General features: G+C 72.1%; 19 protein-coding genes and 2 pseudogenes. 16 read left to right on the top strand and 5 right to left on the bottom strand.

What is annotated here, in order from left to right:
• Nucleotides 1–319, bottom strand: a pseudogene (locus ACFYWL_RS20735) (glycoside hydrolase); the annotation flags it as partial.
• Between the two features lie 309 nt (nucleotides 320–628).
• Here ACFYWL_RS20735 and ACFYWL_RS20740 point away from each other — a divergent pair.
• From ACFYWL_RS20740 to kduD, 10 genes and pseudogenes are all read left to right on the top strand, one after another.
• A pseudogene (locus tag ACFYWL_RS20740) lies at nucleotides 629–1,786 on the top strand (alpha-L-fucosidase); the annotation flags it as partial.
• 851 nt (nucleotides 1,787–2,637) lie between these two features.
• Nucleotides 2,638–2,877 carry an RICIN domain-containing protein gene (locus tag ACFYWL_RS20745; RefSeq protein WP_386975351.1) on the top strand — a complete coding sequence of 80 codons (240 nt, stop codon included), beginning with the start codon at nucleotides 2,638–2,640 and terminating at the stop codon, nucleotides 2,875–2,877.
• Between the two features lie 33 nt (nucleotides 2,878–2,910).
• Nucleotides 2,911–3,984, top strand: coding sequence for a sugar ABC transporter substrate-binding protein (locus ACFYWL_RS20750; protein WP_386975037.1), 1,074 nt, complete (start codon nucleotides 2,911–2,913; stop codon nucleotides 3,982–3,984).
• Nucleotides 3,981–5,522: a sugar ABC transporter ATP-binding protein gene (locus ACFYWL_RS20755; protein ID WP_386975039.1), complete on the top strand. Its 1,542-nt coding sequence runs from the start codon at nucleotides 3,981–3,983 to the stop codon at nucleotides 5,520–5,522. Before ACFYWL_RS20750 ends, ACFYWL_RS20755 begins: the two co-directional genes overlap by 4 nt.
• Nucleotides 5,515–6,558, top strand: a complete 1,044-nt coding sequence (locus ACFYWL_RS20760) for an ABC transporter permease (RefSeq protein WP_386975041.1) — start codon at nucleotides 5,515–5,517, stop codon at nucleotides 6,556–6,558. The genes ACFYWL_RS20755 and ACFYWL_RS20760 overlap by 8 nt, the downstream gene beginning before the upstream one ends.
• A 90-nt stretch (nucleotides 6,559–6,648) precedes the next feature.
• The gene (locus tag ACFYWL_RS20765; RefSeq protein WP_386975043.1) at nucleotides 6,649–7,974 is read left to right on the top strand and encodes an enolase C-terminal domain-like protein; all 1,326 of its coding nucleotides are present in this window, start codon (nucleotides 6,649–6,651) and stop codon (nucleotides 7,972–7,974) included.
• Nucleotides 7,971–8,876: an amidohydrolase family protein gene (locus tag ACFYWL_RS20770; RefSeq protein ID WP_386975045.1), complete on the top strand. Its 906-nt coding sequence runs from the start codon at nucleotides 7,971–7,973 to the stop codon at nucleotides 8,874–8,876. The genes ACFYWL_RS20765 and ACFYWL_RS20770 overlap by 4 nt, the downstream gene beginning before the upstream one ends.
• Nucleotide 8,877: 1 nt before the next feature.
• Entirely contained in the window at nucleotides 8,878–9,213 is a 336-nt protein-coding gene (locus ACFYWL_RS20775) for an L-rhamnose mutarotase (RefSeq protein WP_386975047.1), read from the top strand.
• The gene (locus ACFYWL_RS20780; RefSeq protein WP_386975049.1) at nucleotides 9,210–10,235 is read left to right on the top strand and encodes a zinc-binding dehydrogenase; all 1,026 of its coding nucleotides are present in this window, start codon (nucleotides 9,210–9,212) and stop codon (nucleotides 10,233–10,235) included. Before ACFYWL_RS20775 ends, ACFYWL_RS20780 begins: the two co-directional genes overlap by 4 nt.
• Complete coding sequence (kduD, locus tag ACFYWL_RS20785; protein WP_386975051.1) at nucleotides 10,232–10,993, top strand: 2-dehydro-3-deoxy-D-gluconate 5-dehydrogenase KduD; 762 nt, start codon at nucleotides 10,232–10,234, stop codon at nucleotides 10,991–10,993. Before ACFYWL_RS20780 ends, kduD begins: the two co-directional genes overlap by 4 nt.
• Before the next feature lie 61 nt (nucleotides 10,994–11,054).
• Here kduD and ACFYWL_RS20790 read toward each other — a convergent pair whose 3' ends face one another.
• Nucleotides 11,055–13,136: an RICIN domain-containing protein gene (locus ACFYWL_RS20790; RefSeq protein WP_386975053.1), complete on the bottom strand. Its 2,082-nt coding sequence runs from the start codon at nucleotides 13,134–13,136 to the stop codon at nucleotides 11,055–11,057.
• Between the two features lie 700 nt (nucleotides 13,137–13,836).
• Between ACFYWL_RS20790 and ACFYWL_RS20795 the strand changes: the two genes are divergently transcribed.
• Genes ACFYWL_RS20795 through ACFYWL_RS20820 form a run of 6 tightly spaced genes read left to right on the top strand, consistent with a single transcriptional unit; the run spans nucleotide 13,837 to nucleotide 18,966 of the window.
• Nucleotides 13,837–15,003 carry a glycosyltransferase gene (locus tag ACFYWL_RS20795; RefSeq protein ID WP_386975055.1) on the top strand — a complete coding sequence of 389 codons (1,167 nt, stop codon included), beginning with the start codon at nucleotides 13,837–13,839 and terminating at the stop codon, nucleotides 15,001–15,003.
• Nucleotides 15,000–16,319 carry an aromatic ring-hydroxylating dioxygenase subunit alpha gene (locus ACFYWL_RS20800; RefSeq protein ID WP_386975057.1) on the top strand — a complete coding sequence of 440 codons (1,320 nt, stop codon included), beginning with the start codon at nucleotides 15,000–15,002 and terminating at the stop codon, nucleotides 16,317–16,319. Before ACFYWL_RS20795 ends, ACFYWL_RS20800 begins: the two co-directional genes overlap by 4 nt.
• On the top strand, nucleotides 16,316–16,828 hold the full coding sequence (locus ACFYWL_RS20805) for an aromatic-ring-hydroxylating dioxygenase subunit beta (RefSeq protein WP_386975059.1): 513 nt from the start codon (nucleotides 16,316–16,318) through the stop codon (nucleotides 16,826–16,828). The genes ACFYWL_RS20800 and ACFYWL_RS20805 overlap by 4 nt, the downstream gene beginning before the upstream one ends.
• 7 nt (nucleotides 16,829–16,835) lie before the next feature.
• Nucleotides 16,836–18,044, top strand: coding sequence for an MFS transporter (locus tag ACFYWL_RS20810; RefSeq protein ID WP_386975061.1), 1,209 nt, complete (start codon nucleotides 16,836–16,838; stop codon nucleotides 18,042–18,044).
• A gap of 3 nt (nucleotides 18,045–18,047) precedes the next feature.
• The gene (locus ACFYWL_RS20815; RefSeq protein ID WP_386975063.1) at nucleotides 18,048–18,440 is read left to right on the top strand and encodes a carboxymuconolactone decarboxylase family protein; all 393 of its coding nucleotides are present in this window, start codon (nucleotides 18,048–18,050) and stop codon (nucleotides 18,438–18,440) included.
• Nucleotides 18,430–18,966, top strand: coding sequence for a hypothetical protein (locus ACFYWL_RS20820; protein WP_386975065.1), 537 nt, complete (start codon nucleotides 18,430–18,432; stop codon nucleotides 18,964–18,966). The genes ACFYWL_RS20815 and ACFYWL_RS20820 overlap by 11 nt, the downstream gene beginning before the upstream one ends.
• On the opposite strand, the gene ACFYWL_RS20825 is transcribed toward ACFYWL_RS20820, so the two are convergent.
• The 3 genes from ACFYWL_RS20825 to ACFYWL_RS20835 all read right to left on the bottom strand — a co-directional run bounded on the left by ACFYWL_RS20825 (nucleotide 18,909) and on the right by ACFYWL_RS20835 (nucleotide 21,224).
• Nucleotides 18,909–19,565 (bottom strand): flavodoxin family protein, encoded by a 657-nt coding sequence (locus tag ACFYWL_RS20825; protein WP_386975067.1) that lies wholly within the window; start codon nucleotides 19,563–19,565, stop codon nucleotides 18,909–18,911. The genes ACFYWL_RS20820 and ACFYWL_RS20825 overlap by 58 nt on opposite strands.
• 163 nt (nucleotides 19,566–19,728) lie before the next feature.
• On the bottom strand, nucleotides 19,729–20,103 hold the full coding sequence (locus ACFYWL_RS20830) for a UBP-type zinc finger domain-containing protein (RefSeq protein WP_386975069.1): 375 nt from the start codon (nucleotides 20,101–20,103) through the stop codon (nucleotides 19,729–19,731).
• Between the two features lie 251 nt (nucleotides 20,104–20,354).
• Nucleotides 20,355–21,224: an NAD(P)-dependent oxidoreductase gene (locus ACFYWL_RS20835; protein ID WP_386975070.1), complete on the bottom strand. Its 870-nt coding sequence runs from the start codon at nucleotides 21,222–21,224 to the stop codon at nucleotides 20,355–20,357.
• Nucleotides 21,225–21,243: the final 19 nt, after the last annotated feature.

A 21,243-nucleotide genomic window follows, 5' to 3' on the forward strand; every position in this document is an offset into this window, starting at 1 on the left:
CGTCGGCCTCCGCCCACGAGAACGTCGCCAGACTCATCGGCGAACCATGATCAGTCCAGTTCACCATGTCCGCCGACGAGAACACCCGCCAGTCCCTCATCGTGAAATACGTGGACCCGTCCTCGTCGTGGCCGGTGTAGAGGTACACCCGGCCGTTGTGAACGATCGGGGCGGGGTCGGCGGTGTAGATCGTCTGCACGATCGGGTTGTCCGCCCGCGCCGGAGCGGCGAACAGCGTCGAGACGCAGAGCAGGATCGCGACCCAGGCGACGCCGCGCCTGATCCGGGTACGGGTCGCGGGTGGACGTGCGGCTGTCATCGTCATCTCCTGGTGGTGGTGTGACGGGCCGTCGACGGGTCGGAACCCGACCCGAACAACTGTGAGCGATAACATAGGCGACAGTCAAGATTTAACTACGCGGATACGAGGCAACCCACCGAGCGGGCATTGATATGACGTCTTCGCGCCGCCAGGGCCGCCCAACCATGGGCCGGGCACGACAGACGTGCCGAACAACGGACATAGCGATCATTGACGTTACGCGCAGGAAACCTTTAACGTCTGATGTCTCACCGTGCTGGGCGCCACCACACCACCACCGCCCGCTCCGCCTCTGGAGGGAGCTTCATGTCCCGTCCCTCGATCTCCCGACGTTCGCTGCTGGCCGCCCTGGGCGTCACCGGCGCCGCCGCCGGCGGCCTGATCCGCCCCTCCCCCGCCTCCGCCGTCATCCCCGGCCCGGGCAGCTACGCCGAGAGCTGGGCCTCGGTCGGCCAGCACCCGGCCGCAGCCGAGTGGTTCCAGGACGCCAAGTTCGGCATCTACTACCACTGGGGCGTCTTCAGCGTCCCCGCGTTCGCCAACGAGTGGTACCCGCGCAACATGTACAACAACGGCTCCGGCGAGAACAACCACCACAAGAGCGTCTACGGCGATCCGTCGGTGTGGCCGTACCACAACTTCATCAACGGGGCCAACGACAGGTCCGGCCGCTTCGTCCAGTTCGCCCCCAGGCTCAGGTCGGCGGGCGGCAACTTCGACCCCAACGAGTGGGCGCAGTTGTTCGTCGACGCCGGGGCGAGGTTCGCCGGCCCCGTCGCCGAGCACCACGACGGCTTCTCCATGTGGAACAGCCGGGTCAACGAGTGGAACTCCGTGGCCAAGGGCCCCCGCCTCGACCTGCTGAAGCTGCACACCGACGCGATCCGGGCCCGCGGCCTCAAGGTCCTGGTCGCCATGCACCACGCGTTCAACTTCACCGGCTTCTACCAGTGGGCGCCGCAGCAGACCGACGCGAGCCTGCGCAAGCTCTACGGCCAGCTCGGCACCGCGGCCGAGGAGCAGCTCTGGTACGACAAGCTCCGCGAGATCATCGACCAGTCCCAGCCGGACGTCATCTGGCAGGACTTCGACCTGCGCCGCATCAGCGAGGCGCAGCGGCTCAAGTTCCTGGCGTACTACTACAACCGGGCCGTCGCGTGGGACAAGGAGGTCGTCGCCACCTACAAGGACGGCCTGGAACAAGGCGGCGCGGTCTTCGACTACGAGCGCGGCGGGCCGGCCGACCTGCGCAGCCCCTACTGGCTGACCGATGACAGCATCAGCAGTTCGAGCTGGTGCTACACCACGGGGATCGGCTACTACACGCTCCACCAGATGCTGCACTCGCTGATCGACCGGGTCAGCAAGAACGGCACCATGGTGCTCAACATCGCGCCGATGGCCGACGGCACGATCCCGTCCGGGCAGCAGACGATCCTGCGCGGCATCGGCGACTACCTGCGCCGCTTCGGCGAGTCCGTCTACTCCACCCGGGCCTGGACGACGTACGGCGAGGGCCCGACCCAGATGGGCGGCGGCTCCTTTACCGAGCCGCGCGCGGGCACGCCCCAGGACATCCGGTTCACCCGCAGCAAGGACAACCGCGTGCTGTACGCGACGATCCTCGGCTGGCCGGGCAGCTCCGTCACCATCGCCACGCTCGCGTCCAGCCGGATCGACCTCAGCTCGCTGGCCGGCGTGCAGTTGCTCGACACCACCGCCGGCAGCTACGTCAACCTGCCCACCCGCACGCAGGACGCCAACGGGCTGCGGATCACCCTGCCGTCGGCGGGCGCGCCGTTCGGCGCGCCCGCGTACGTGGTGAAGCTGACCTTCAACGGGCCGATCCCGACCCCCGGCGGCGGGCCCACCGTCTCCGCGCCGGTCAGCGTCTACGCCAACACCGGCTACGACACCGGCGTCAACCTGTCGGTCGGCAGCCACACGGCCGCGCAGTTGCAGTCCGCCGGCATCGGGCTGCGGACCATCTCGTCGGTCCGGGTCACCGCCGGCCACCAGCTCGTCGGGTACGCGAACGACAACTTCTCCGGCACCAGCTGGACGTTCACCGGCGACAACGCCGACCTGCGCAACACCGGCAACAACGACGCGATCGCCTCGCTGCGGGTCACGTTCAACCCGGCGACGTACCAGCGGATCACCAACGTCACCAACGGCCTGGCGCTGGACAGCGGCGGCAACGTCGCCGCCGGGTCGCCGCTGAAGCAGTGGAGCTGGGACGGCAGCGCCAACCTGCAGTGGCAGCTCGTGACCTGGGCACCGGCTACCACCGGATCGTCAACCGCACCAACGGCATGGTCGTCGACGGCTTCGGCCTCACCACGAGCGGGGCCGCGGCCCAGCAGGCGGCGTGGAACGGCGGCAACAGCCAGCAGTGGCAGGTCACCGACCAGGGCAACCGGCGGTACCGGATCGCCAACCGGGCGACCGGGCTGGTGCTCGACGGCGGCGGGCAGGTCCCCTCCGGCTCGACCGTCAAGCAGTGGAGCTGGGACGGCAGCACCAACCTGCTCTGGACCATCACCGCCGCCTGATCCCCGCAGCGCACCGCCAGAGAGGCAGAGAACATGATGAACCGAAGGAACCTGGTGGGCACCGGGCTGACGTTGCTGCTCGGCGCGACGGCCGCCCTCACCGCCGGCTGCGGTGGCCAGGCGGGCGACAGCACCGCCTCGGGCGGCGGCAGGCCCCTCGTCGGGGTCGACTACCCGCGCTCGGACACCGACTTCTGGAACTCGTACATCACGTACGTGCCGAAGTCCGCCGAGGAGCTGGGCGTCGAGCTGAAGACCACCAACTCGCAGAACGACATCGCCAACCTCATCTCCAACGCACAGACCTTCATGAGCCAGGGCGTCAAGGGGGTGGTGATGGCCCCGCAGGACACCGCCGCCATCGCGCCGACCCTCGCCCAGCTCGACAGCCGCAAGATCCCGGTAGTCACCATCGACACCCGGCCGGACACCGGCAAGGTGTTCATGGTGGTACGCGCCGACAACCGCGCCTACGGCACCAAGGCGTGCCAGTTCCTGGGCGCCAAGCTGGGCGGCAAGGGCAAGGTCGTCATGCTCCAGGGCGGCCTGGACTCCATCAACGGCCGGGACCGCACCGAGGCGTTCAACGAGTGCATGCGCAAGGACTTCCCCGGCATCACCGTGTTCGGCGAGGCCACCGACTGGAAGGCCGACGTGGCGGCGTCGAAGCTGCAGACCCGCTTCGCGTCGGACCCGGACGTCAAGGGCATCTACATGCAGTCCTCGTTCGCGCTGTCGGGCACCCTGCAGATCCTCAAGCAGCGGGGCCTACAGGTGCCGCCGACCGACCCCAGGCACGTCTTCGTCGTCTCCAACGACGGCATCCCCGAGGAGCTGAAGAACATCGGCGACGGCCTGATCGACGCCACCGTCAGCCAGCCCGCCGACCTGTACGCCCGCTACGGCCTCGAATACGCCAAGGCGGCAATCGAGGGCAAGACGTTCCAGCCGGGCCCCACCGCGCACGGCAGCACCATCATCCAGGTGCGCGACGGCCTGCTGGAGGACCAGCTCCCCGCGCCGCTGGTGACGCTGGACGGCGCGCCGATCGCGGGGCAGCCCACCCTGAAGTTCGACGACGCGTCGCTGTGGGGCCGTAACGCATGAGTGCCGCCCCGCACCGCCCCGGCGACGGGTTGGCCGGCGGCGGCCAGCCCGTCGTCGAGGCCGTGAACATCACCAAGCGCTTCGGGTCCACGCTCGCCCTGTCCGAGGCGGGCATCCTGGTCCGCCGCGGCGAGACGCACGCCCTGGTGGGGCGCAACGGCGCCGGCAAGTCGACGCTGGTGAGCATCCTCACCGGGTTGCAGGCCGCCGACGCCGGCGCGGTGGCCTTCGACGGGCGTCCGGCCCCACCGTTGGGTGACCGCGACGCCTGGCGGCAGCGGGTGGCCTGCGTCTACCAGAAGTCGACGATCATCCCCACCCTCACCGTGGCGGAGAACCTGTTCCTCAACCGGCACGCGCGGGGCCGCGGCGGGCTGATCCGCTGGTCGGGCCTGCGCCGGGAGGCGGAGCAGTTGCTGGCGGCGTGGTCGGTCGACGTCGACGTGCGCCAGCCGGCCTCGACGCTCACCGTCGAGCAGCGGCAGTTCGTGGAGATCGCCCGGGCCCTGTCCTTCGGGGCCCGGTTCATCATCCTCGACGAACCGACCGCCCAGCTCGACGCCGCGGGCATCAGCCGGCTGTTCGCCCGGATCCGGGACCTGCGGGCGCACGGGGTGACGTTCCTGTTCATCAGCCATCACCTCCAGGAGATCTACGAGCTCTGCGACCGGGTGACGGTCTTCCGCGACGCCCGCCACGTCGTCACCGCCGACGTGGCGGGCTTGAGCCGGCAGGCGCTGGTCGCCGCGATGACCGGCGAGGACGTGACGATGCCGGAGGCCGCGCACCGGCGGCTGCCGTCCGGCGCGCCGGTGCTGCTGTCGGTGCGTGACCTGGTCACCTCGTCCGGCGCGCGGCTGTCGCTGGAGGCCAGGGCGGGCGAGGTCGTCGGCATCGCCGGTGGCGGCGGCAGCGGCAAGGTGGAGGTCGCCGAGGCGATCGTCGGCCTGGCCCGCCCGGCGGGCGGCACGGTCGCCGTCGGTGGCCGGGCGCTGCGGCCCGGCAGCGTGCCCGACGCGCTCGACGCCGGCGTCGGGCTGGTGCCACAGGACCGGCACCGGGAGGGCCTGGTGCCGGCGCTGTCCATCGCGGAGAACGTCACGATGACCGTGCCGGAGCGCGTCGGGCGCTACGGCCTCATCTCGTCGGCCCGGCGCGACGCTCTGGCCCGGGACACGATCGCCGGCCTGGCGATCAAGGCGTCCGGCCCGCAGGTGCCGGTGTCCGACCTGTCCGGCGGCAACCAGCAGAAGGTCGTGATGGGCCGGGCGCTGGCCAGCGATCCGCGGGTGCTGGTCCTCATCACGCCGACCGCCGGGGTCGACGTGCGGTCCAAGCAGACCCTGCTCGGCGTCGTGCAGGACGTGCGCGGCCGGGGCAGCACCGTGTTGGTGGTCTCCGACGAGCTCGACGACCTGCGGATCTGCGACCGCGTGCTGGTGATGTTCCAGGGCCGGGTCGTCGGCGAGATGGCCCACGGCTGGAGCGACAACGATCTGGTAGCCGCCATGGAAGGGGTGGACCTCCACCATGTCTGACACGCTGTCCACCGCCAAGGCGTCGTCCCCGGCGCCGCCGCCGTCGCGCCCGTCGTCGCCGTCACGGAGCCTGGTCGTCGCCCGGCTGCGTGACCTGGCGCTGGTGCCGGCGATCATCGCGGTCGCCATCGTCGGGTCGATCGTCAACCCGGTCTTCCTCAGCTCCGACAACATCATCAACGTGCTGCAGAGCATGTCGGAGATCGCCATCCTGGTCCTCGCCCAGACCGTCGTGCTGATCACCGGCAAGATGGACCTGTCGCTGGAGTCCACGTTCGGCCTGGCGCCCGGCATCGCCGCCTGGCTGATCGTCGACCCCGCGCTCACCCGGGGGCTCGGGCTCGGCGTGCTGCCGGAGGGTTGGGCGGTCCCGGTGGTCCTGCTCGTGGGCGCCCTCGTCGGCGCGTTCAACGGGCTGCTCATCGTCCGGTTCGGCCTCAACGGCTTCGTCGTGACGCTGGGCATGCTGATCATCCTGCGCGGGCTGCTCACCGGCATCTCCGGCGGGCAGACCTTCTTCGCGCTGCCCGAGTCGATGACCTACCTGGGCTCGGCGAGCTGGTTCGGGGCGCCGGCGTCGATCTGGGTGTCGCTGCTGCTGTTCGCCGCCGGGATCGTGGTCCTCGGGTACACCCGCGCCGGCCGGGCGTTGTACGCGATCGGCGGCAACGCCGACGCGGCGCGCGCGGCGGGCATCCGCACCGATCGGGTGCTGTGGATCGCGCTGGTCGTGGCCAGCGTGCTCGCGGCGCTCGCCGGCCTGCTGATCAGCGGGCGGCTCGCGGCGGTGCCGTCGGCCCAGGGCAGCGGCGCGATCTTCCAGGTCTTCGCGGCGGCGGTGATCGGCGGCGTCAGCCTCAACGGAGGCAGGGGCACGGTGTTCGGCGCCTTCACCGGCGTGCTCCTGCTCTTTATGATCATCAATGTGCTCACTCTGGCCGGGGTGCCCGCGCAGTGGACGAACTTCCTCAACGGCGCCGTCATCCTGGTGGCCCTGGTGGTCTCCCGCATCACCGGGGGCAAGGCGCAGACGTGAGGAGACCCGGCCCGCCGGTCGGGCCCGTCGCGAGGCAGACCCCACGAGCCGGGCATCCACCGGCCGACGTTCTATCCCCCAGGAGTTCCGGTGACTGAGCGCATCACGTCCGTGGCCACCATCGACGTACGTTTCCCCACCTCCCGGCACCGCGACGGGTCGGACGCGATGAACCCGTTCCCGGACTACTCCGCGGCGTACGTGATCCTGCGGACCTCGGCGGGCGCCACGGGCCACGGCCTCGTCTTCACCGTGGGCCGCGGCACCGAGATCCAGGTCGCGGCCGTGCAGTCGCTCGCCCCGATGGTCGTCGGCCAGCCGGTCGACGAGCTGACCGCCGACCCGGGCGCGCTGGCCCGCCGGCTCGTCGGCGACAGCCAGATCCGTTGGCTGGGCCCGGAGAAGGGCGTTGTGCACATGGCCGCCGGTGGCCTGGTCAACGCCGTGTGGGACCTCGCCGCCCGGCGGGCGGGCAAGCCGCTGTGGAAGCTGCTCGCCGACCTCACCCCGGAGCAGCTCGTCGCGCAGGTCGACTTCCGCTACCTGCGCGACGCCCTCACCGAGGACGAGGCGCTCGCGCTGCTGCGGGGGGCCGCCGCCGGCCGGGCCGAACGCGAGCGCCGGCTGCTCGCCGAGGGCTACCCGGCGTACACCACGACCCCCGGCTGGCTGGGCTACGACGACGAGAAGCTGGCCCGGCTCTGCGCCGAGGCGGTGCGCGACGGGTACGGGCTGATCAAGCTCAAGGTCGGCGGGAACCTGGCCGACGACGTGCGCCGGATGGGCATCGCCCGGCGGGCCGTCGGGCCGGACGTGCGCATCGCGGTCGACGCCAACCAGATCTGGGGCGTGCCGGACGCGATCCGGTGGATGCGCGAGCTCGCCGCGTTCGACCCGTACTGGATCGAGGAGCCGACGTCGCCGGACGACGTGCTCGGGCACGCCGCCGTGCGCAAGGCGCTCGCCCCGGTGAAGGTGGCCACCGGCGAGCACGTGCACAACGCGGTGATGTTCAAGCAGCTCCTCCAGGCCGACGCCGTCGACGTGGTGCAGATCGACGCGTGCCGGGTCGCCGGCGTCAACGAGAACCTGGCGGTCCTGCTGCTCGCCGCGAAGTTCGGGGTGCCGGTCTGCCCGCACGCGGGCGGGGTGGGGCTCTGCGAGCTGGTGCAGCACCTGGCCATGTTCGACTTCGTCGCGCTCAGCGGCAGCACCGACGACCGGTCCATCGAGTACGTCGACCACCTGCACGAGCACTTCGTGGACCCGGTGCGGGTCACCGGTGGGCGGTACCTGGCGCCGACCGCGCCGGGGATGAGCGCGGAGATCGTCGCGGCGTCCGTGACCGACTTCCGCTACCCGGACGGCCCGCAGTGGACGCGCCGGCCGGCAGCGGCGGGAGCGCGGACGGCATGATCATCGACGCGCACCACCACCTGTGGCGGCCGGAACGCGGCTACGCCTGGCTCGACGCGCCCGAACTGGCGACCATCCGCCGGCCGTTCACCCCGGCGGACCTGACCGCCGAGCTCGCCGCGGCCGGCGTCGACGGCACCGTGCTGGTGGAGGGGGGCCGCTGCCACCCCGACGAGGCGGCCGAGTTCCTCGGCTACGCCGCCGACACCTCGGCGATCCTCGCGGTCGTGGCCTGGCTCGACGTCGCGGCCGGCGACGTCGCCGCCACCGTCGCGCGCTACCGCGGGCTGCGGGGCGGCGAATACCTGGCCGGGGTGCGCTCGCAGGTGCAGGGCGAGGCGGACCCCGACTACCTCGACCGGCCCGACGTGCGGCGCGGGCTCGCCGAGCTCGCCGCCGCCGGGCTCGTGTTCGACCTGGTGATCCGCGCCGACCAGCTGCCGGCGGCGGCCCGGGCGGCCCGGGCGGTGCCGCAGCTGCGGTTCGTCCTCGACCACCTCGGCAAGCCCCGCATCGACGAGGGCGGGGCGGGCCTGCGCCGCTGGCGCGGGCCGCTGGCCGACCTGGCCGCCTGTCCCAACGTCACCGCCAAGCTGTCCGGCCTGGTCACCGAGGCCGGGCCGGACTGGACGCCGGACCAGCTACGCCCGTTCGTCGAGGTGGCGGTCGAGGAGTTCGGGCCGCAGCGGCTGATGTTCGGCTCGGACTGGCCGGTCTGCCTGCTCAGGTCGGACTACGCGGGCGTCGGCCGGGCGTTGGCGGCGGCGCTGCCCCCGCTGTCGGCCGCGCAGCGGCACGAGATCCTCGCCGGCACCGCCGTGCGCGCCTACGACCTGGCGCGGCGGATCGGGCAGCTCCCCCCGACGCCGGCCGGCGAACCACACTCGACCGGAAGGGCATGACGTGCGACGCTACGGCTGGGTGATCCGGCTGCGACCGGATCACCGCGAAACCTACCTGCGGCTGCACGCCGCCGTCTGGCCCGGCGTCGAGCGGCGGCTGCGCGAGGCGAACATCCGCAACTACAGCATCTTCCTGCACCAGGACCTGCTGTTCGGCTACTACGAGTACGTCGGCGAGGACCACGACGCCGACCAGCGCCGCATCGCCGAGGACCCGCAGACGCGGGCCTGGTGGAAGCTGACCGATCCGTGCCAGGAATCGCTCGCCGAGCCCGGCTCGGGGCACTGGTGGGCCCCGATGCGCGAGGTCTGGCACCTGACCGAGGAGGCGTCGTGAACCGCAGCGCGCAGTACGTCGGCGACAACACCTTCGTCGTCGCCGAGACCGACCCCGTGCCGCCCGGCCCCGGCGAGGTGCGCCTCGACGTCGCGTACACCGGGATCTGCGGCACGGACCTGCACGTCGCGCACGGCGCGATGGACCGGCGGGTCCGGGTGCCCGCGGTGATCGGCCACGAGATGGCCGGCCGCGTCGCCGAGGTCGGCGCGGGCGTCGAGGGCCACCGGGTGGGCGACCCGGTGACCGTCATGCCGCTGGACTGGTGCGGCGAGTGCCCGGCCTGCCGCGCGGGTCACCGCCACATCTGTCACCGGCTCAACTTCGTCGGCATCGACTCGCCGGGCTCGATGCAGCGCTCCTGGACGGTGCCCGCCCGGCTGCTGGTGCCGCTGCCCGGGGACCTGCCCCTGACCCACGCCGCGCTGGTCGAACCGACCGCGGTCGCCGTGCACGACGTGCGGCGCTCCCGGCTCGCCGCCGGCGAACACGCGGTGGTCATCGGGGCCGGCCCGGTCGGGCTGCTCATCGGCACGGTCGCCAGGGCGGTCGGCGCCGAGGTGACGGTGCTCGAACTCGACCCGCACCGCCGCGAGCTGGCCGCCGAGCTCGGCCTGCGCACCCTGGACCCGGCGGCGGTCGACGTCGTGCGGCACGTCCACGAGGCGACCGGCGGGGCCGGCGCCGCCGTGGTGTTCGAGGTGTCCGGCTCCGCCGCCGGGGTCCGCACCGCGACCGACCTGCTCGCCGTGCGCGGCCGGCTGGTGGTCGTGGCGATCCACCCCACCCCGCCGCCGGTGGACCTGCACCGCGTCTTCTGGCGCGAGCTGGAGCTGATCGGCGTGCGGGTGTACGAGCGCGACGACTACGTCGAGGCGGTCCGGCTGGTGCACGGCGGGCAGGTGCCTGCCGCGCGGCTCATCACCCGGATCGTGCCGTTGACCGAGGTGGCCGAGGCGTTCCGGGCGCTCGCCGCCGGCGGCGAGGTGAAGGTCCTCGTGGACTGTGGAGGTGCGGCGTGAACCCGTTCGACCTGAGCGGCCGGCTGGCCGTGGTGACCGGCTGTCGGCGCGGGATCGGCCTGGCCATGGCGGAGGCCCTGGCCGCGGCCGGCGCGGACATCGTCGGCGTCAGCGCGGCGCTGGAGGAGTCCGGCAGCGAGGCTGGCCGGCGGGTGGCGGCCCACGGCCGGTCGTTCGAGGCGTACCGGACGGACCTGTCCGACCGCGCCGCCGTCCGCGCGCTCGCCGAGCGGCTCGGGCAGTTGCCCCGGCCGGTCGACATCCTGGTCAACAACGCCGGCACGATCCGCCGCGCCCCCGCCGCCGAGCACTCCGAGCAGGACTGGGACCACGTGCTGGAGGTCAACCTGTCCGCACCGTTCCTGCTCGCCCGGGAGGTCGGCCGGGAGATGGTCCGGCGCGGCAGCGGGAAGATCATCTTCACGGCGTCGATGCTGAGCTTCCAGGGCGGCGTGACCGTGCCGGGCTACGCGGCGGCGAAGTCGGCGATCGCCGGGCTGACCCGGGCGCTGGCCAACGAGTGGGCCCCGCACGGGGTCAACGTCAACGCGATCGCGCCGGGCTACATCGACACGGACAACACCCGGGCGCTGCGCGAGCAGCCGGAGCGCAACCGGGCGATCCTGGAGCGGATCCCGGCCGGTCGCTGGGGTCGGCCCGACGACCTCGCCGGGGCCACCGTCTTCCTCGCCTCCGACGCGGCGACGTACGTCAACGGGGCCGTCATCCCGGTCGACGGGGGCTGGCTCGCGCGCTGAGCCGCCAGGGGCCGGCAGGCCGTGCGCCGGGCCGGGGGCGTCGCCCCCGGCCCGGCGTCGGTCACGGGGTGGTCAGGTCGAACCGGCGGACGGTGACCGCGCCGCCGAGCGCCTGGGTGGCGTAGTTGAAGACCGCGAAGCGGTAGCCCATGAAGAACTGCCAGGCGTTGTTCAACGTCAGCGCGTTGCCCAGCGGGACGAAGTTCACCCCGTCGGTGCTGTAGGAGAAGGACGCCTGCCGCCCGCTGCCCGGCCTGATGTCGGCCTTCGCCCGCAGCCAGATCCGGCCGCCGCTGACCGCCGCGCTGGCGATCTCGGTGCCGGTGCTGGTGGTCCGCCAACTGCCGTCCATGGTCAGGCCGTTGGTCATCACCACCCGGGTGGCCCCGTTGTCCCGGCGCACGCCGATCCAGGCCGACGAGTCGCGGAGCATGGCCAGCCCGGAGCGGTCGCCGTCGCGCATGGTCGAGTAGTCCAGCTCGATGGTGGCAGTGGAGGTGGGCCCCTGGATGCGCCGGGTCGCGGTGTTGCGGGCGCTGTAGAGGTCGTTGGTGACGGTGGCCGTCTGCAGGCGCAGCCCGCTGCCGGTCGACCACTTCGTGTTGTCCGGGTTGTGGTTCCACTCCCACTGCGGGCTCAGGGTCGTGCCGGTGAAGGTGTCCGCGCCGGTCATCGGCGCGACCGGCCGGGCCGGCAGCGGCGACGGGTAGCTGCTGCCCCAGGCGCCGTTGACGGTCTGGATCTGCGGCCAGCCGTCGGAGGTCCAGGTGATCGGTGCCAGCGCCGGCACCCGGCCACCGGGGTACGCGTCGACGAAGGCCATGTAGTACCACTGGCCGTTCTGGGTCTGCACCAGGCCGCCCTGGTGTGGCACGCCGCCGCCGGAGATCGGGCCGGGCATGTTCAGCAGCACCTGCCGCGTCTCGTAAGGGCCCCAGGGGCTGGTCGAGCGCAGGATGTACTGCCCGTTGGCCGGCCTGGTGACAAAGATGTAGTAGTAGCCGTTGCGCTTGTAGAACCGCGAGCCCTCCAGCGTGCCGATGCTCGACGGCGTGGTGTAGACCTGCTGCGTGCGCACCTGGCTCAGCCCGTCCGCCGACAGCTGCGCCACGTGCAGGGTGCTGTTGCCGTAGGCGACGTACATCGTGTCGTTGTCGTCGATCAGCAGCCCCGCGTCGTAGTAGCAGTTGTTGATCTCCGAGCGCTTCTGCCAGGTGCCGCTGACCGAGGTCGACGTGTAGACGTACGACTTGGCGAAGTCGATGCAGCCGATCCAGTAGAACGTGCCGTTGCTGGCGCGGTAGTTGAGCGTCGACGCCCAGATGCCGTTGACGTAGGCGCGGGAGGTGGAGCTGGGCAGGTCGTACTTGGTGCCGAAGTCCAGCCGGGGCACCGAGTGACCGACGAACTCCCAGTTGACCAGGTCGTACGAGCGCAGCACGGGCGCGCCCGGGGAGTAGTGCATGGTGGACGAGGAGAGGTAGTAGGCGTCGCCGACGCGGATGATGTCGACGTCGGCGAAGTCCTGCCAGACGACCGGGTTGGTGTACGTGGAGCCGCCCGGGTTGCCGCCGTCGCCGACGCGGACGAGCTGCCACTGCTGGTTGTTGCCGCCCCAGTCGGCGTACTGGACCACGTTCCCGCCGTCGGCGGTGGAGGCGTTCTGGATCTCCACGGCCTTGGTGGAGTGCCGGGCGATCAGCCGCACGTACCCGCCCGCGGAGTCCGCCAGGCGGAACTGCTGGTTGGCGCCGTTGGTGTCCGACCACTGCACCACCGCCGCGCCGTCGGCGGTCGACGCGCCGGAGACGTCCAGCACCTTGCCCGAGTGGCGCGACTTCAGCCGGTAGTAGCCGCCACCGGAGTCGACGAACTGCCACTGCTGCCACGCGCCGTCGTTGCGCGTCCACTGGGTGATCCGCGCCCCGTCGTTGGTCGCCTGGTTGTACAGGTCCAACGCCTTGCCGCTGTTGCGGTTCACCAACACGTACCACGCGGTGGTGTCCACCGTCGCGGCCACGGCCGCCGACGGCACCACCGCGACGATCCCCGCGCCGAGCAGCATCGCCAGCATGGCGGCGGCGACCCGGGACAGCCGGCCGCGCCGTCGCGCGCCCGGCACGACCTGTCCGATGAGTGCCATGTCCCTCCTTCGTGGACGGTCGATGAACGGGCCGAGGCCCCGCCATCAGATCCTGTTAGCGCTCACATCGAGCAGATTGACTGTGAGCGATAACACGGCGGACGTCAAGGCGTAACCTTCACGTGCCCTGGCCGGCGAGGAGGCGCGGGTACGCCCGGCACCGGGAGCCCGCCTCGCGCGTCCCGGGGAACCCGGAAGGGCGCGGGTGGCACACGGCCAGACCGTCTCCCGCCGGGCGGTCACCGGAGAGTTCGGGCTCGTTCGCCGTCGGCAGCGGGCGGACGCCCCGGCGTAGTGCTGATCATCGCGGTGCCGGGACGGCCGCCCGCCGCCCGTCAGCATCCACCAGTTGCCAATACTTTGCAACAACCACCTTGCGGCAGGAGCTGTCGCCGGGATCGCGGGCGGGCGAGGGCCGCGGGCGCGGCCGTTTACCCCCGCGACACCCGCAGGCATTGACATCGATTGCGCATCCCGGCAGGCTTTGGGAAACCGTCTGGGGGCAGGCGGCGAACCGGTTTGTTCGAGTTGCTCCGAGTAACGCCGATTTGATGTTTCCCTCAGCGACGAGGGAAAACGCGTAGCGCTTCGTAGTAGTGCCTGGACGTCGACGGTCCTTTCGCCTGCCGGGCGTTTATCGCCCGTCCGGCGGGCGGAGCCCTGCCGTTCGTGCGTCTCCTTTCGATGGATCGGAGATCTGATGCGCGTTGCCCTGCTCACCACGACTCAGCACGGTCACCTGAACCCGTATGTTCCGGTGGTCAATGCGCTGCAAACTGCTGGCAGTGAGGTGGCGCTGTTGCTGTTGTCCGCCGACGGTGGCGCGCTCGACGAGCAGCGTCGCCGGGCCCTGGGCAAGGCGCAGGTCCACGGGGTCGGGCAGGTCGAGATGGCGCCGTGGAGCGGCGATCCGGCGAAGATCGGCCCGATGCTCCGGTCGTCGCCGGTGGCGGACCAGACAACCGAGGCGATCCGTGCGGCCGAGCCGGACTTCGTGCTCGTCGACTCGCTGCCGGTCACGGCGGCGGCCATGGTCGGCGCACACGCCTCCGGCGTGCCGTACGGAATGATCTGGGCCAACCTCGGCGGAGTGTGCCCGGCCGAGCACCGACGGGGCCGCTGGGCGTACGACGAGCAGGTCGGCGGCTATCTGACCGGGCACGGGGTGCAGTGGTCGACCCGGACCCACTCCGCGCGGTCGCCGATCCTCAACCTGATGCCGACGATCCCCGCTCTCGTCGGGGCCGACGCGGTCACCGACGACGGTGTGCAGCTGGTCGGGTTGCCGGGCGCGGCGGGAGCCCGCGGCGACGAGGTCGCCTTCTCGGGCCTGGACCGGCTCGACCCCGACCGCCCGGTGGTGTTCGTCTCCTTCGGCACCATCTTCTACCGGCGGCCGGACCTGCTGCGCACGGTGATCCTCGGTGCGGCGGCGACCGGCGCGCAGGTGATCGCCGCGGTGGGCGACCTCGCCGCGGAGCTGGCGCTGCCCGACGACGTGCTCACCGCCCCGTACCTGCCGCAACGTGAGGTGCTCGAACGCGCCGACGTGTTCGTCACCCACGGCGGCTACAACTCGGTGGCGGAGTCGATCCGGGCGGCGACACCGATGCTGGTGATCCCGCTGGCGGTGGACCAGCCCATCCAGGCGCACTTCGTGGGTCGCGCGGGCTTCGGCACGGCGTTGGAGCCGGCCGGCGTCACCGGGGAGACGGTCGCCTCCGCCGTCGCCGACCTGCTCGATCCCGCCCGGGACTACCGGGCCCGGCTACGCGCCGCGCAGCCGGAGTGCGGCGACTCCGCCGCACGCACTGCCGAGCTGGTCGTCAGCACGGTCGAGACGCTGCGACGGCAGGTGGCCCGGTGACCATCGAGCTGCAACGGCCGGTGCACGACCCGATCGTGCTCGACGAACCCGAGCGCCTCTCCTTCCGGGTGGACCGCCGCGCCTACACCGACGAGGACGTGGCCGCCCGGGAGCTGACCAGGATCTTCGACCGCTGCTGGCTGTACGTCGGGCACGAGTCGGAGGTGCCCGGGCCGGGCTCGTACGTGGCCCGTGACGTCGGCGGGCGTCCGGTGGTGATGGCGCGCGGATCCGACGGGGTGATCCGGGTGTTCGCGAACAGTTGCACCCACCGCGGGGCCCTGATCTGCTCCCAGCCGGCCGGGCAGGTCAAATCGTTTCGGTGCCCGTACCACGACTGGACGTTCTCCAACCGGGGCGACCTGGTCGGGGTCCCGATCCCCGACGGTTACGGGCCGGGCTTCCGAAAAGCGGACTTCGGCCTCGCGCGGCACCGCAGCGACAGTTACCGCGGATTCGTGTTCGTCACCTTCGATCCGCAGCAGCCCCGCACCCTGACCGAATACCTGGCGGGCGCGACGGAATACCTCGACCTGATCGACGACCAGTCCGAGGTCGGGATGGAGGTGATCCAAGGCGCGCAACTGCACGGGGCCCGGGCCAACTGGAAGCTCATGATGGAAAACAGCGTCGACATCTACCACTTCCGGGCCCTGCACAAGCGGTACGTCAGCTACATGGAGTCGCTGGGATCGGTGCCACCACGACGACGGGGCGGCTTCGGCCGCGCCCTCGGGCTGGGGCACGGGGCCAACGAGCTGCCACCGGCGGCGGCCCGCCCGCTCGCCTACTGGACGCCGATGTTCGGTGCCGAGGTCCGGCCCCGGATCGAGGCGACGGCCGCCCGGTTCGTCGACCGGTTCGGCCCCGAACGCGCCCAACGGATCACCGGCACCAACCGCGCGCTGCTGGTCTTCCCCAACCTGATGATCATCGACGCGATCGCCATCACGATCCGCAAGATCGACCCGGTCGGCGCCGACCGGATGGCCATCACCTCGGTCGCCCTGGCCCCCAAGGACGAGGACCCGGACATCCGGGAGCTCCGCAAGAGCCACTACCTGACGTTCCTCGGCCCCGCCGGCTTCGCCACCCCCGACGACATCGAGATCATCGAGTCGTGCCAGCGCGGCTACCTCAACCGCACGGTCCGCTACTCGGACCTGTCCCGGGGCATGAACAAGGAGGTCCCGGAGACGACCGACGAGCTTCCCGCCCGCGAGTTCTGGCGGCAGTGGGACAGGCTGATGCACGGCGACGACGGCCACCACGAGGCCGCCGCCCGGGCCGCGACGCAGGGGACGGGACCGCGATGACCATCGAGCTGACCGTCGACGAGGCGGCCCAGGTGCGGTTGTGGCACCGGGTGAACCAGTTCCTGTTCCGCGAGGCGCGGCTGCTCGACGAGTGGCGGCTGCGCGAGTGGTACGACGAGATGCTGACCGACGACATCCGCTACCGGGTGCCGGCCACCGACGTCCGCGACGCGACGGCCGACGCGCTCGGGCTCGTCGACGACGACGCCGCCCGGCTGCGCCAGCGCATCGAACAGCTCCTCAACGACGAGGTGTGGTGCGAGAACCCCCGGTCGCGCACCAACCGGATGATCGGCAACGTGGAGATCCTGGCCGATCGGGGCACCCACCTCGACGTGGCGGCGAACGTCGTCGTGCACCGGTTCGGGCACGGGCGCTCCGACGCGTACGTCGGGAAGTACCGGTTCGAGCTGGTCGTCGAGGGCGAGTCGTTCCGGGTCCGGCGGCGGGTCGTGGTGCTCGACCACGAGACGTTGTACGAGCACGGAAAGCTCAGCATCATCCTGTGACCGAGCAGTGACGACGGCCGGCACCGGCAGCGTCCCATCCGCTGCCACCGCCCAGCCGGGTCTCCCCCGCGAGGTCTACGTCCTCAGTGTCGTCGGTGGCTGCGTCATGCTCGGCCTGGGGCTGGTGCTCCCGGTGCTCCCGGTGTACGCGGCGACGTTCGGGGCCGGGCCCACCCAGATCGGCGTGCTCGTGGCCCTGTTCGCGTTGCTGCGGCTGGCCGCGAGCCCGTTCTGCGGCCGGCTCGGCGTCCGGTTCGGGGAGCGGCGGGTCCTGGTCGCCGGCCTGCTGCTGTGCGCCGCCTCCTCGGCCCTCACGGCGTTCGCCGGTTCCTACGGGCAGCTGCTCGTGTTCCGTGGCCTCGGCGGCGTCGGCTCGGTGCTGTTCTCGGTGTCCGCCCTGGCGATGCTCCTGGCGATCGCGCCGGCCGACCAGCGGGGCCGGGCCAGCGCCGTGTTCGAGGCGGGCTTCCTGCTCGGCGGGGTCTGCGGGCCGGCGCTGGGCGGGTTGCTCGCCCTCGTCGACCTGTCCACGCCGTTCCTGGCGTACGCCGCGCTGTTGCTGGCCGCCGCGGCGCTGACCCTGGCGGTGCTGCGCGCCGGCCGCGCCGCCGGGGCGGAGCCCGGCCGGGACGCCGTCGGGCTGTCGGTCCTGCTGCGGGACCGCCGCTACGTGGTGGCGTGCCTCGCGGCGTTGGCGCAGGGCTGGGTCCTGTTCGGGCTGCGCAGCGCGCTCGTCCCCACGGTGGTGGTGGCGTGGCGGCACGACGTGACGTGGGTCGGGTGGGCGTTCACGACGTCCGCGGTCGTCCAGGCGCTGCTGATCGTGCCGGCCGGCCGGGTCGTCGACGGGGCCGGCCGGCGGCCCGCCATGGTCGCCGGCACCGGGGTGGCCGCGGCGGCGATCGCCGCCCTGGTGTTCGTGGGCAGCTATGCCTGGCTCGTCGTCCTGCTCTGTGTGTACGCGGCGGGATCGGCGCTGCTCAACGCCGCGCCGGCGGCGCTGGTCGGTGACGTCGTCGCGGGCCGCGCCGGCAGTGGTGTCGCCGTCTTCTCGATGTGCACCGACGTCGGCGCCGTGGTCGGGCCGGTCGTGGTCGGGCTCGTCGCCGAGCGGGTCGGTGTTCCGGCCGCCTTCGGCAGCGGCGCGGCGCTGCTGGTCGCCGCCTTCGTGGCGTCGTGGGCGTTGCCAACTGTTCGGCCTATCCGAAGGAGTTGATCGATGAGTCAGCCGGATGTCCGCCACGAGCGGGGCGTGGCCATGTTCCAGCAGGTCTTCGGCCGTGAACCGCGTCCGGGCTCCTACCCGGAGTTCCTGCGGATCACCGTCGACCACCTGTTCGGCGAGATCTGGACCCGCCCGCACCTCAGCGTCGAGGAGCGCGAGCTGGTCGCGCTGACCGCGGTCGCGCTGGCCCGGACCGACTGGGAGCTGCGCGGCCACATCGGCGCCGCCCTGCACCTCGGCATGTCGCGGGAGAAGATCGTCGAGGTCATCATCCAGCTCGCCTACTACGGTGGCTGGCCGGTGGCCAACAACGGGCTGCGCGTCGCCCAGGAGGTCTTCGCCGAGCTGGACGCCGCCGCCGGGAAGGACGCGGACCGTGACCGGTGAGCCGTCCCCCCTCGACCCGGCAGAGAAGGTCGACCTGTGGCGTCAGCGGTTCTTCGAGGCCCAGGCCGCCGCGGAGGAGTTCGTCCTGGGTGAGCACGGCGAAGCCGGCCTGGCCGCGTGGATCCAGGCGAACTCCCGGATCACCGCGGAGCTGCTGCGGGCGCAACGGCCCGCCGGGGTGTCCGCCACCGACCACTTCATGACCCGGCTGCGCAACCAGCTGCTGCTGTACGACTCGGCGGTGACCAGCGAGCCCGAGCCCTCGGGCACCGTCCTGCGCAACGCCGACTGCGGGATCCTCCGGTACCGCAAGCGGGCCGCCCGCGCGGGCGTCGTGCTGACGTTCTCGTCGCCGTGCGCGTACTGCCAGGAACTCAACACCGCCATCGCCGCCCGGTACGTGGAACCGGACGTCACGGTGTCGTGCGAGCAGGAGGGCGACGGGTGCACCTGGCGCGCGGAGTCCCCTCACCCCCCGGGGGGTGAGGCGGCCGGGTCACCGCAGCGGGGACGGGCCGCCGGCTGAACCACCGGCAGCGCCGTGCGGCCCGGGGCCGGCGGCCGGCTGGCGTCGAGCGTCATGCCGAGTTGCCGGCCCACGGCCACGCACAGGTCGACCGCCGCGGTGCGGGTCAGGTCCTGGTGCTCGTTCTGGGTGACGCACGCCGACGCCACGTTCCTGTTCCGCAGGCGCAGGTACCACGGGAACAACGAGCCCAGCGCGGGCTCGGTCAGCATCGTGCGCGAGTGGACGATCGTGCCCACCAGCAGGTTCCCGAACGGGCGTTGCGGGGCGTTCATGAAGCTCTTCAGGCGCTCCTGGAAGATCTTCAGCACGGCGGGCACGTTGCCCGCGTACACCGGCATGGCCAGCAGCATCGCCTGCGCGCCCTCGGCCAGGTCGACGACCTGCGCGAAGTCGTCGTCGAGCGTGCACCGGCCCACCTCGGGATCGAGGCAGGTGTCCTCTCCCTCGCACATCGCGATGCGGTGGTCGATCAGCCGGATGCGTTGGATCTGCGCGTCGCCGACCTCCCGGACGACGCCGGTGATCGCCGCTTCGAGCAGCGCGTCGGTCACCGACGGGAGACGTTTCTGCGTGCACGACAATGCGACGATCTTCATTCGAGGGGCCTCCCCTGTCCGCTCGACGCCGCCGGAGGACCGGCCACCTGACGAAGCCCCGTGGCCGCCACGCCGAGGCAGCCCCAACCTACCGACAGTGGGTCCACAGTGGAAGCGGGCGCACGGCGTGCGGCCACGACCAGCCCGGCCATCGCCGCCCGTGTCAGTGCAGCCGGCGCTGCCAGTCCTCGGGCACCCGGCCCGCCGGACCGGGGGCGGGCTGGTCGAGTGGGCGCGAACGCGGCTCGGCCAGTTCCGGCCCGGCGGCGTAGAACTGGTCGTCGGAGTAGTCCCAGAACCACGACTCCCCGGGTTCGAAACTCTGCACGACCGGATGCCCCGTCGTGGCCGCGTGCGCGGTCGCGTGCTGGCTCGGCGAGGAGTCGCAGCAGCCGACATGGCCGCAGGCCGCGCAGCGGCGCAGGTGGAACCACCATCCGCCGGCGGACTCGCACTCGACGCAGCCCGGGCCGCTCGGTGGCACCGCCGGGCTGATCGCCGCCGCGATCATGGGTGGTGGCTTCGGTTGGTCATCCACGACGCGCTCCTGTTCGACTCACGGCCGCGGCGGCCGGACCGGTCCGCCGCTGTCCTGCCGCGTCACCCGGCCTCGCAGTCTGGCACCCGCGAGCCTCGCCCGCACCCTCCGGTCCTCGTCGCGTCGTCAACGCCGGCAGCTCCGCCACCGCGCACCTCGACGGCCCCCGCCGAGCTTCGCCGCACGCGTCGATCTGACCGTTCCAGGGGCCGGAACTGGGCCTCCCTGCTCCTGGAACGGCGGGTGCGGGGTCACGGGGTGAAACTGGCGTAGTAGGAGGCGGCCATGTCCTTCCCGCCGTGTCCCTGCGCCGCCGCGCGCCGGAACCGCTCCGCGCCGGCGGCCACCACGTCGAGGCGTACGCCGTGTTCCTCGCCCGCCTCGACGATCAGCCGGGCGTCCTTCTCGGCGGTCTCCACCGCGAAGCTCGCCGGCGACAGCCGGCCCTGCCGCACGAGGTCGGCCTTGGCGTGCAGGTAGCCCATGTCGAGCGGGCCGCCCCCGATCACCTCGAAGAAGCTGTCGGGGTCGACGCCGAGCGCCCCGGCCAACGCGAGCAGCTCGGCCGCGCCGTGCGTCACCGTGAGCACCCAACTGTTCGCCACCAGCTTCAACCGGGTGCCGTCGCCCCGCGCGCCGTCCTCGCCCAGCCACACCACCCGCGCGGCGATCGCGTCGAGCACCGGGGCGAGCCGCCCCCGGCCGGCGTGCGGCCCGGCGGCGAGCACCGTCAACTGGCCTGCCTCGGCCGGCTGCCGGGTGCCGAGCACCGGCGCGTCGTAGAAGGCCACCCGGTGCTCGGCGGCGAACTCCGCCAGCCCGGCCACGTCGCCCAGGCTCGCGGTGGTCGTCTGCAACCAGAGCGCGCCCGCCGGCAGCCCCGACGCGGCCTGCCCGATCACGTCGCGCACCGTCCCGCCGTCGTACAGCATCGTGATGATCACGTCGGCGTCGCGCACGGCGTCGGCCGGCGAGGCCGCCACGGTCGCGCCGGTCTCCGCCGCCTTCTGCGGAGACCGGTTCCACACGCGTACGGCGTGCCCCGCCCTGACAAGGTTGCGGGCCATGGCGGCACCCATGATGCCCGTGCCCAGAACGCTGACGGTCAACTCTTCGGTCATGGGCCCATCCTTGCGTACG

The organism is Micromonospora sp. NPDC002575 (assembly GCF_042889525.1).
Taxonomy (GTDB): Bacteria; Actinomycetota; Actinomycetes; order Mycobacteriales; family Micromonosporaceae; genus Micromonospora; species Micromonospora carbonacea.

What these genes read in the sequence shown, in the direction of transcription:
- ACFYWL_RS20790 (WP_386975053.1), bottom strand. Translation starts at nt 13,136, where the DNA reads ATGGCACTCATCGGACAGGTCGTGCCGGGCGCGCGACGGCGCGGCCGG.
- ACFYWL_RS20835 (WP_386975070.1), bottom strand. Translation starts at nt 21,224, where the DNA reads ATGACCGAAGAGTTGACCGTCAGCGTTCTGGGCACGGGCATCATGGGT.
- ACFYWL_RS20825 (WP_386975067.1), bottom strand. Translation starts at nt 19,565, where the DNA reads ATGAAGATCGTCGCATTGTCGTGCACGCAGAAACGTCTCCCGTCGGTG.
- ACFYWL_RS20760 (WP_386975041.1), top strand. Translation starts at nt 5,515, where the DNA reads ATGTCTGACACGCTGTCCACCGCCAAGGCGTCGTCCCCGGCGCCGCCG.
- ACFYWL_RS20795 (WP_386975055.1), top strand. Translation starts at nt 13,837, where the DNA reads ATGCGCGTTGCCCTGCTCACCACGACTCAGCACGGTCACCTGAACCCG.
- ACFYWL_RS20815 (WP_386975063.1), top strand. Translation starts at nt 18,048, where the DNA reads ATGAGTCAGCCGGATGTCCGCCACGAGCGGGGCGTGGCCATGTTCCAG.
- ACFYWL_RS20770 (WP_386975045.1), top strand. Translation starts at nt 7,971, where the DNA reads ATGATCATCGACGCGCACCACCACCTGTGGCGGCCGGAACGCGGCTAC.
- ACFYWL_RS20755 (WP_386975039.1), top strand. Translation starts at nt 3,981, where the DNA reads ATGAGTGCCGCCCCGCACCGCCCCGGCGACGGGTTGGCCGGCGGCGGC.
- ACFYWL_RS20805 (WP_386975059.1), top strand. Translation starts at nt 16,316, where the DNA reads ATGACCATCGAGCTGACCGTCGACGAGGCGGCCCAGGTGCGGTTGTGG.
- ACFYWL_RS20750 (WP_386975037.1), top strand. Translation starts at nt 2,911, where the DNA reads ATGATGAACCGAAGGAACCTGGTGGGCACCGGGCTGACGTTGCTGCTC.
- ACFYWL_RS20745 (WP_386975351.1), top strand. Translation starts at nt 2,638, where the DNA reads ATGGTCGTCGACGGCTTCGGCCTCACCACGAGCGGGGCCGCGGCCCAG.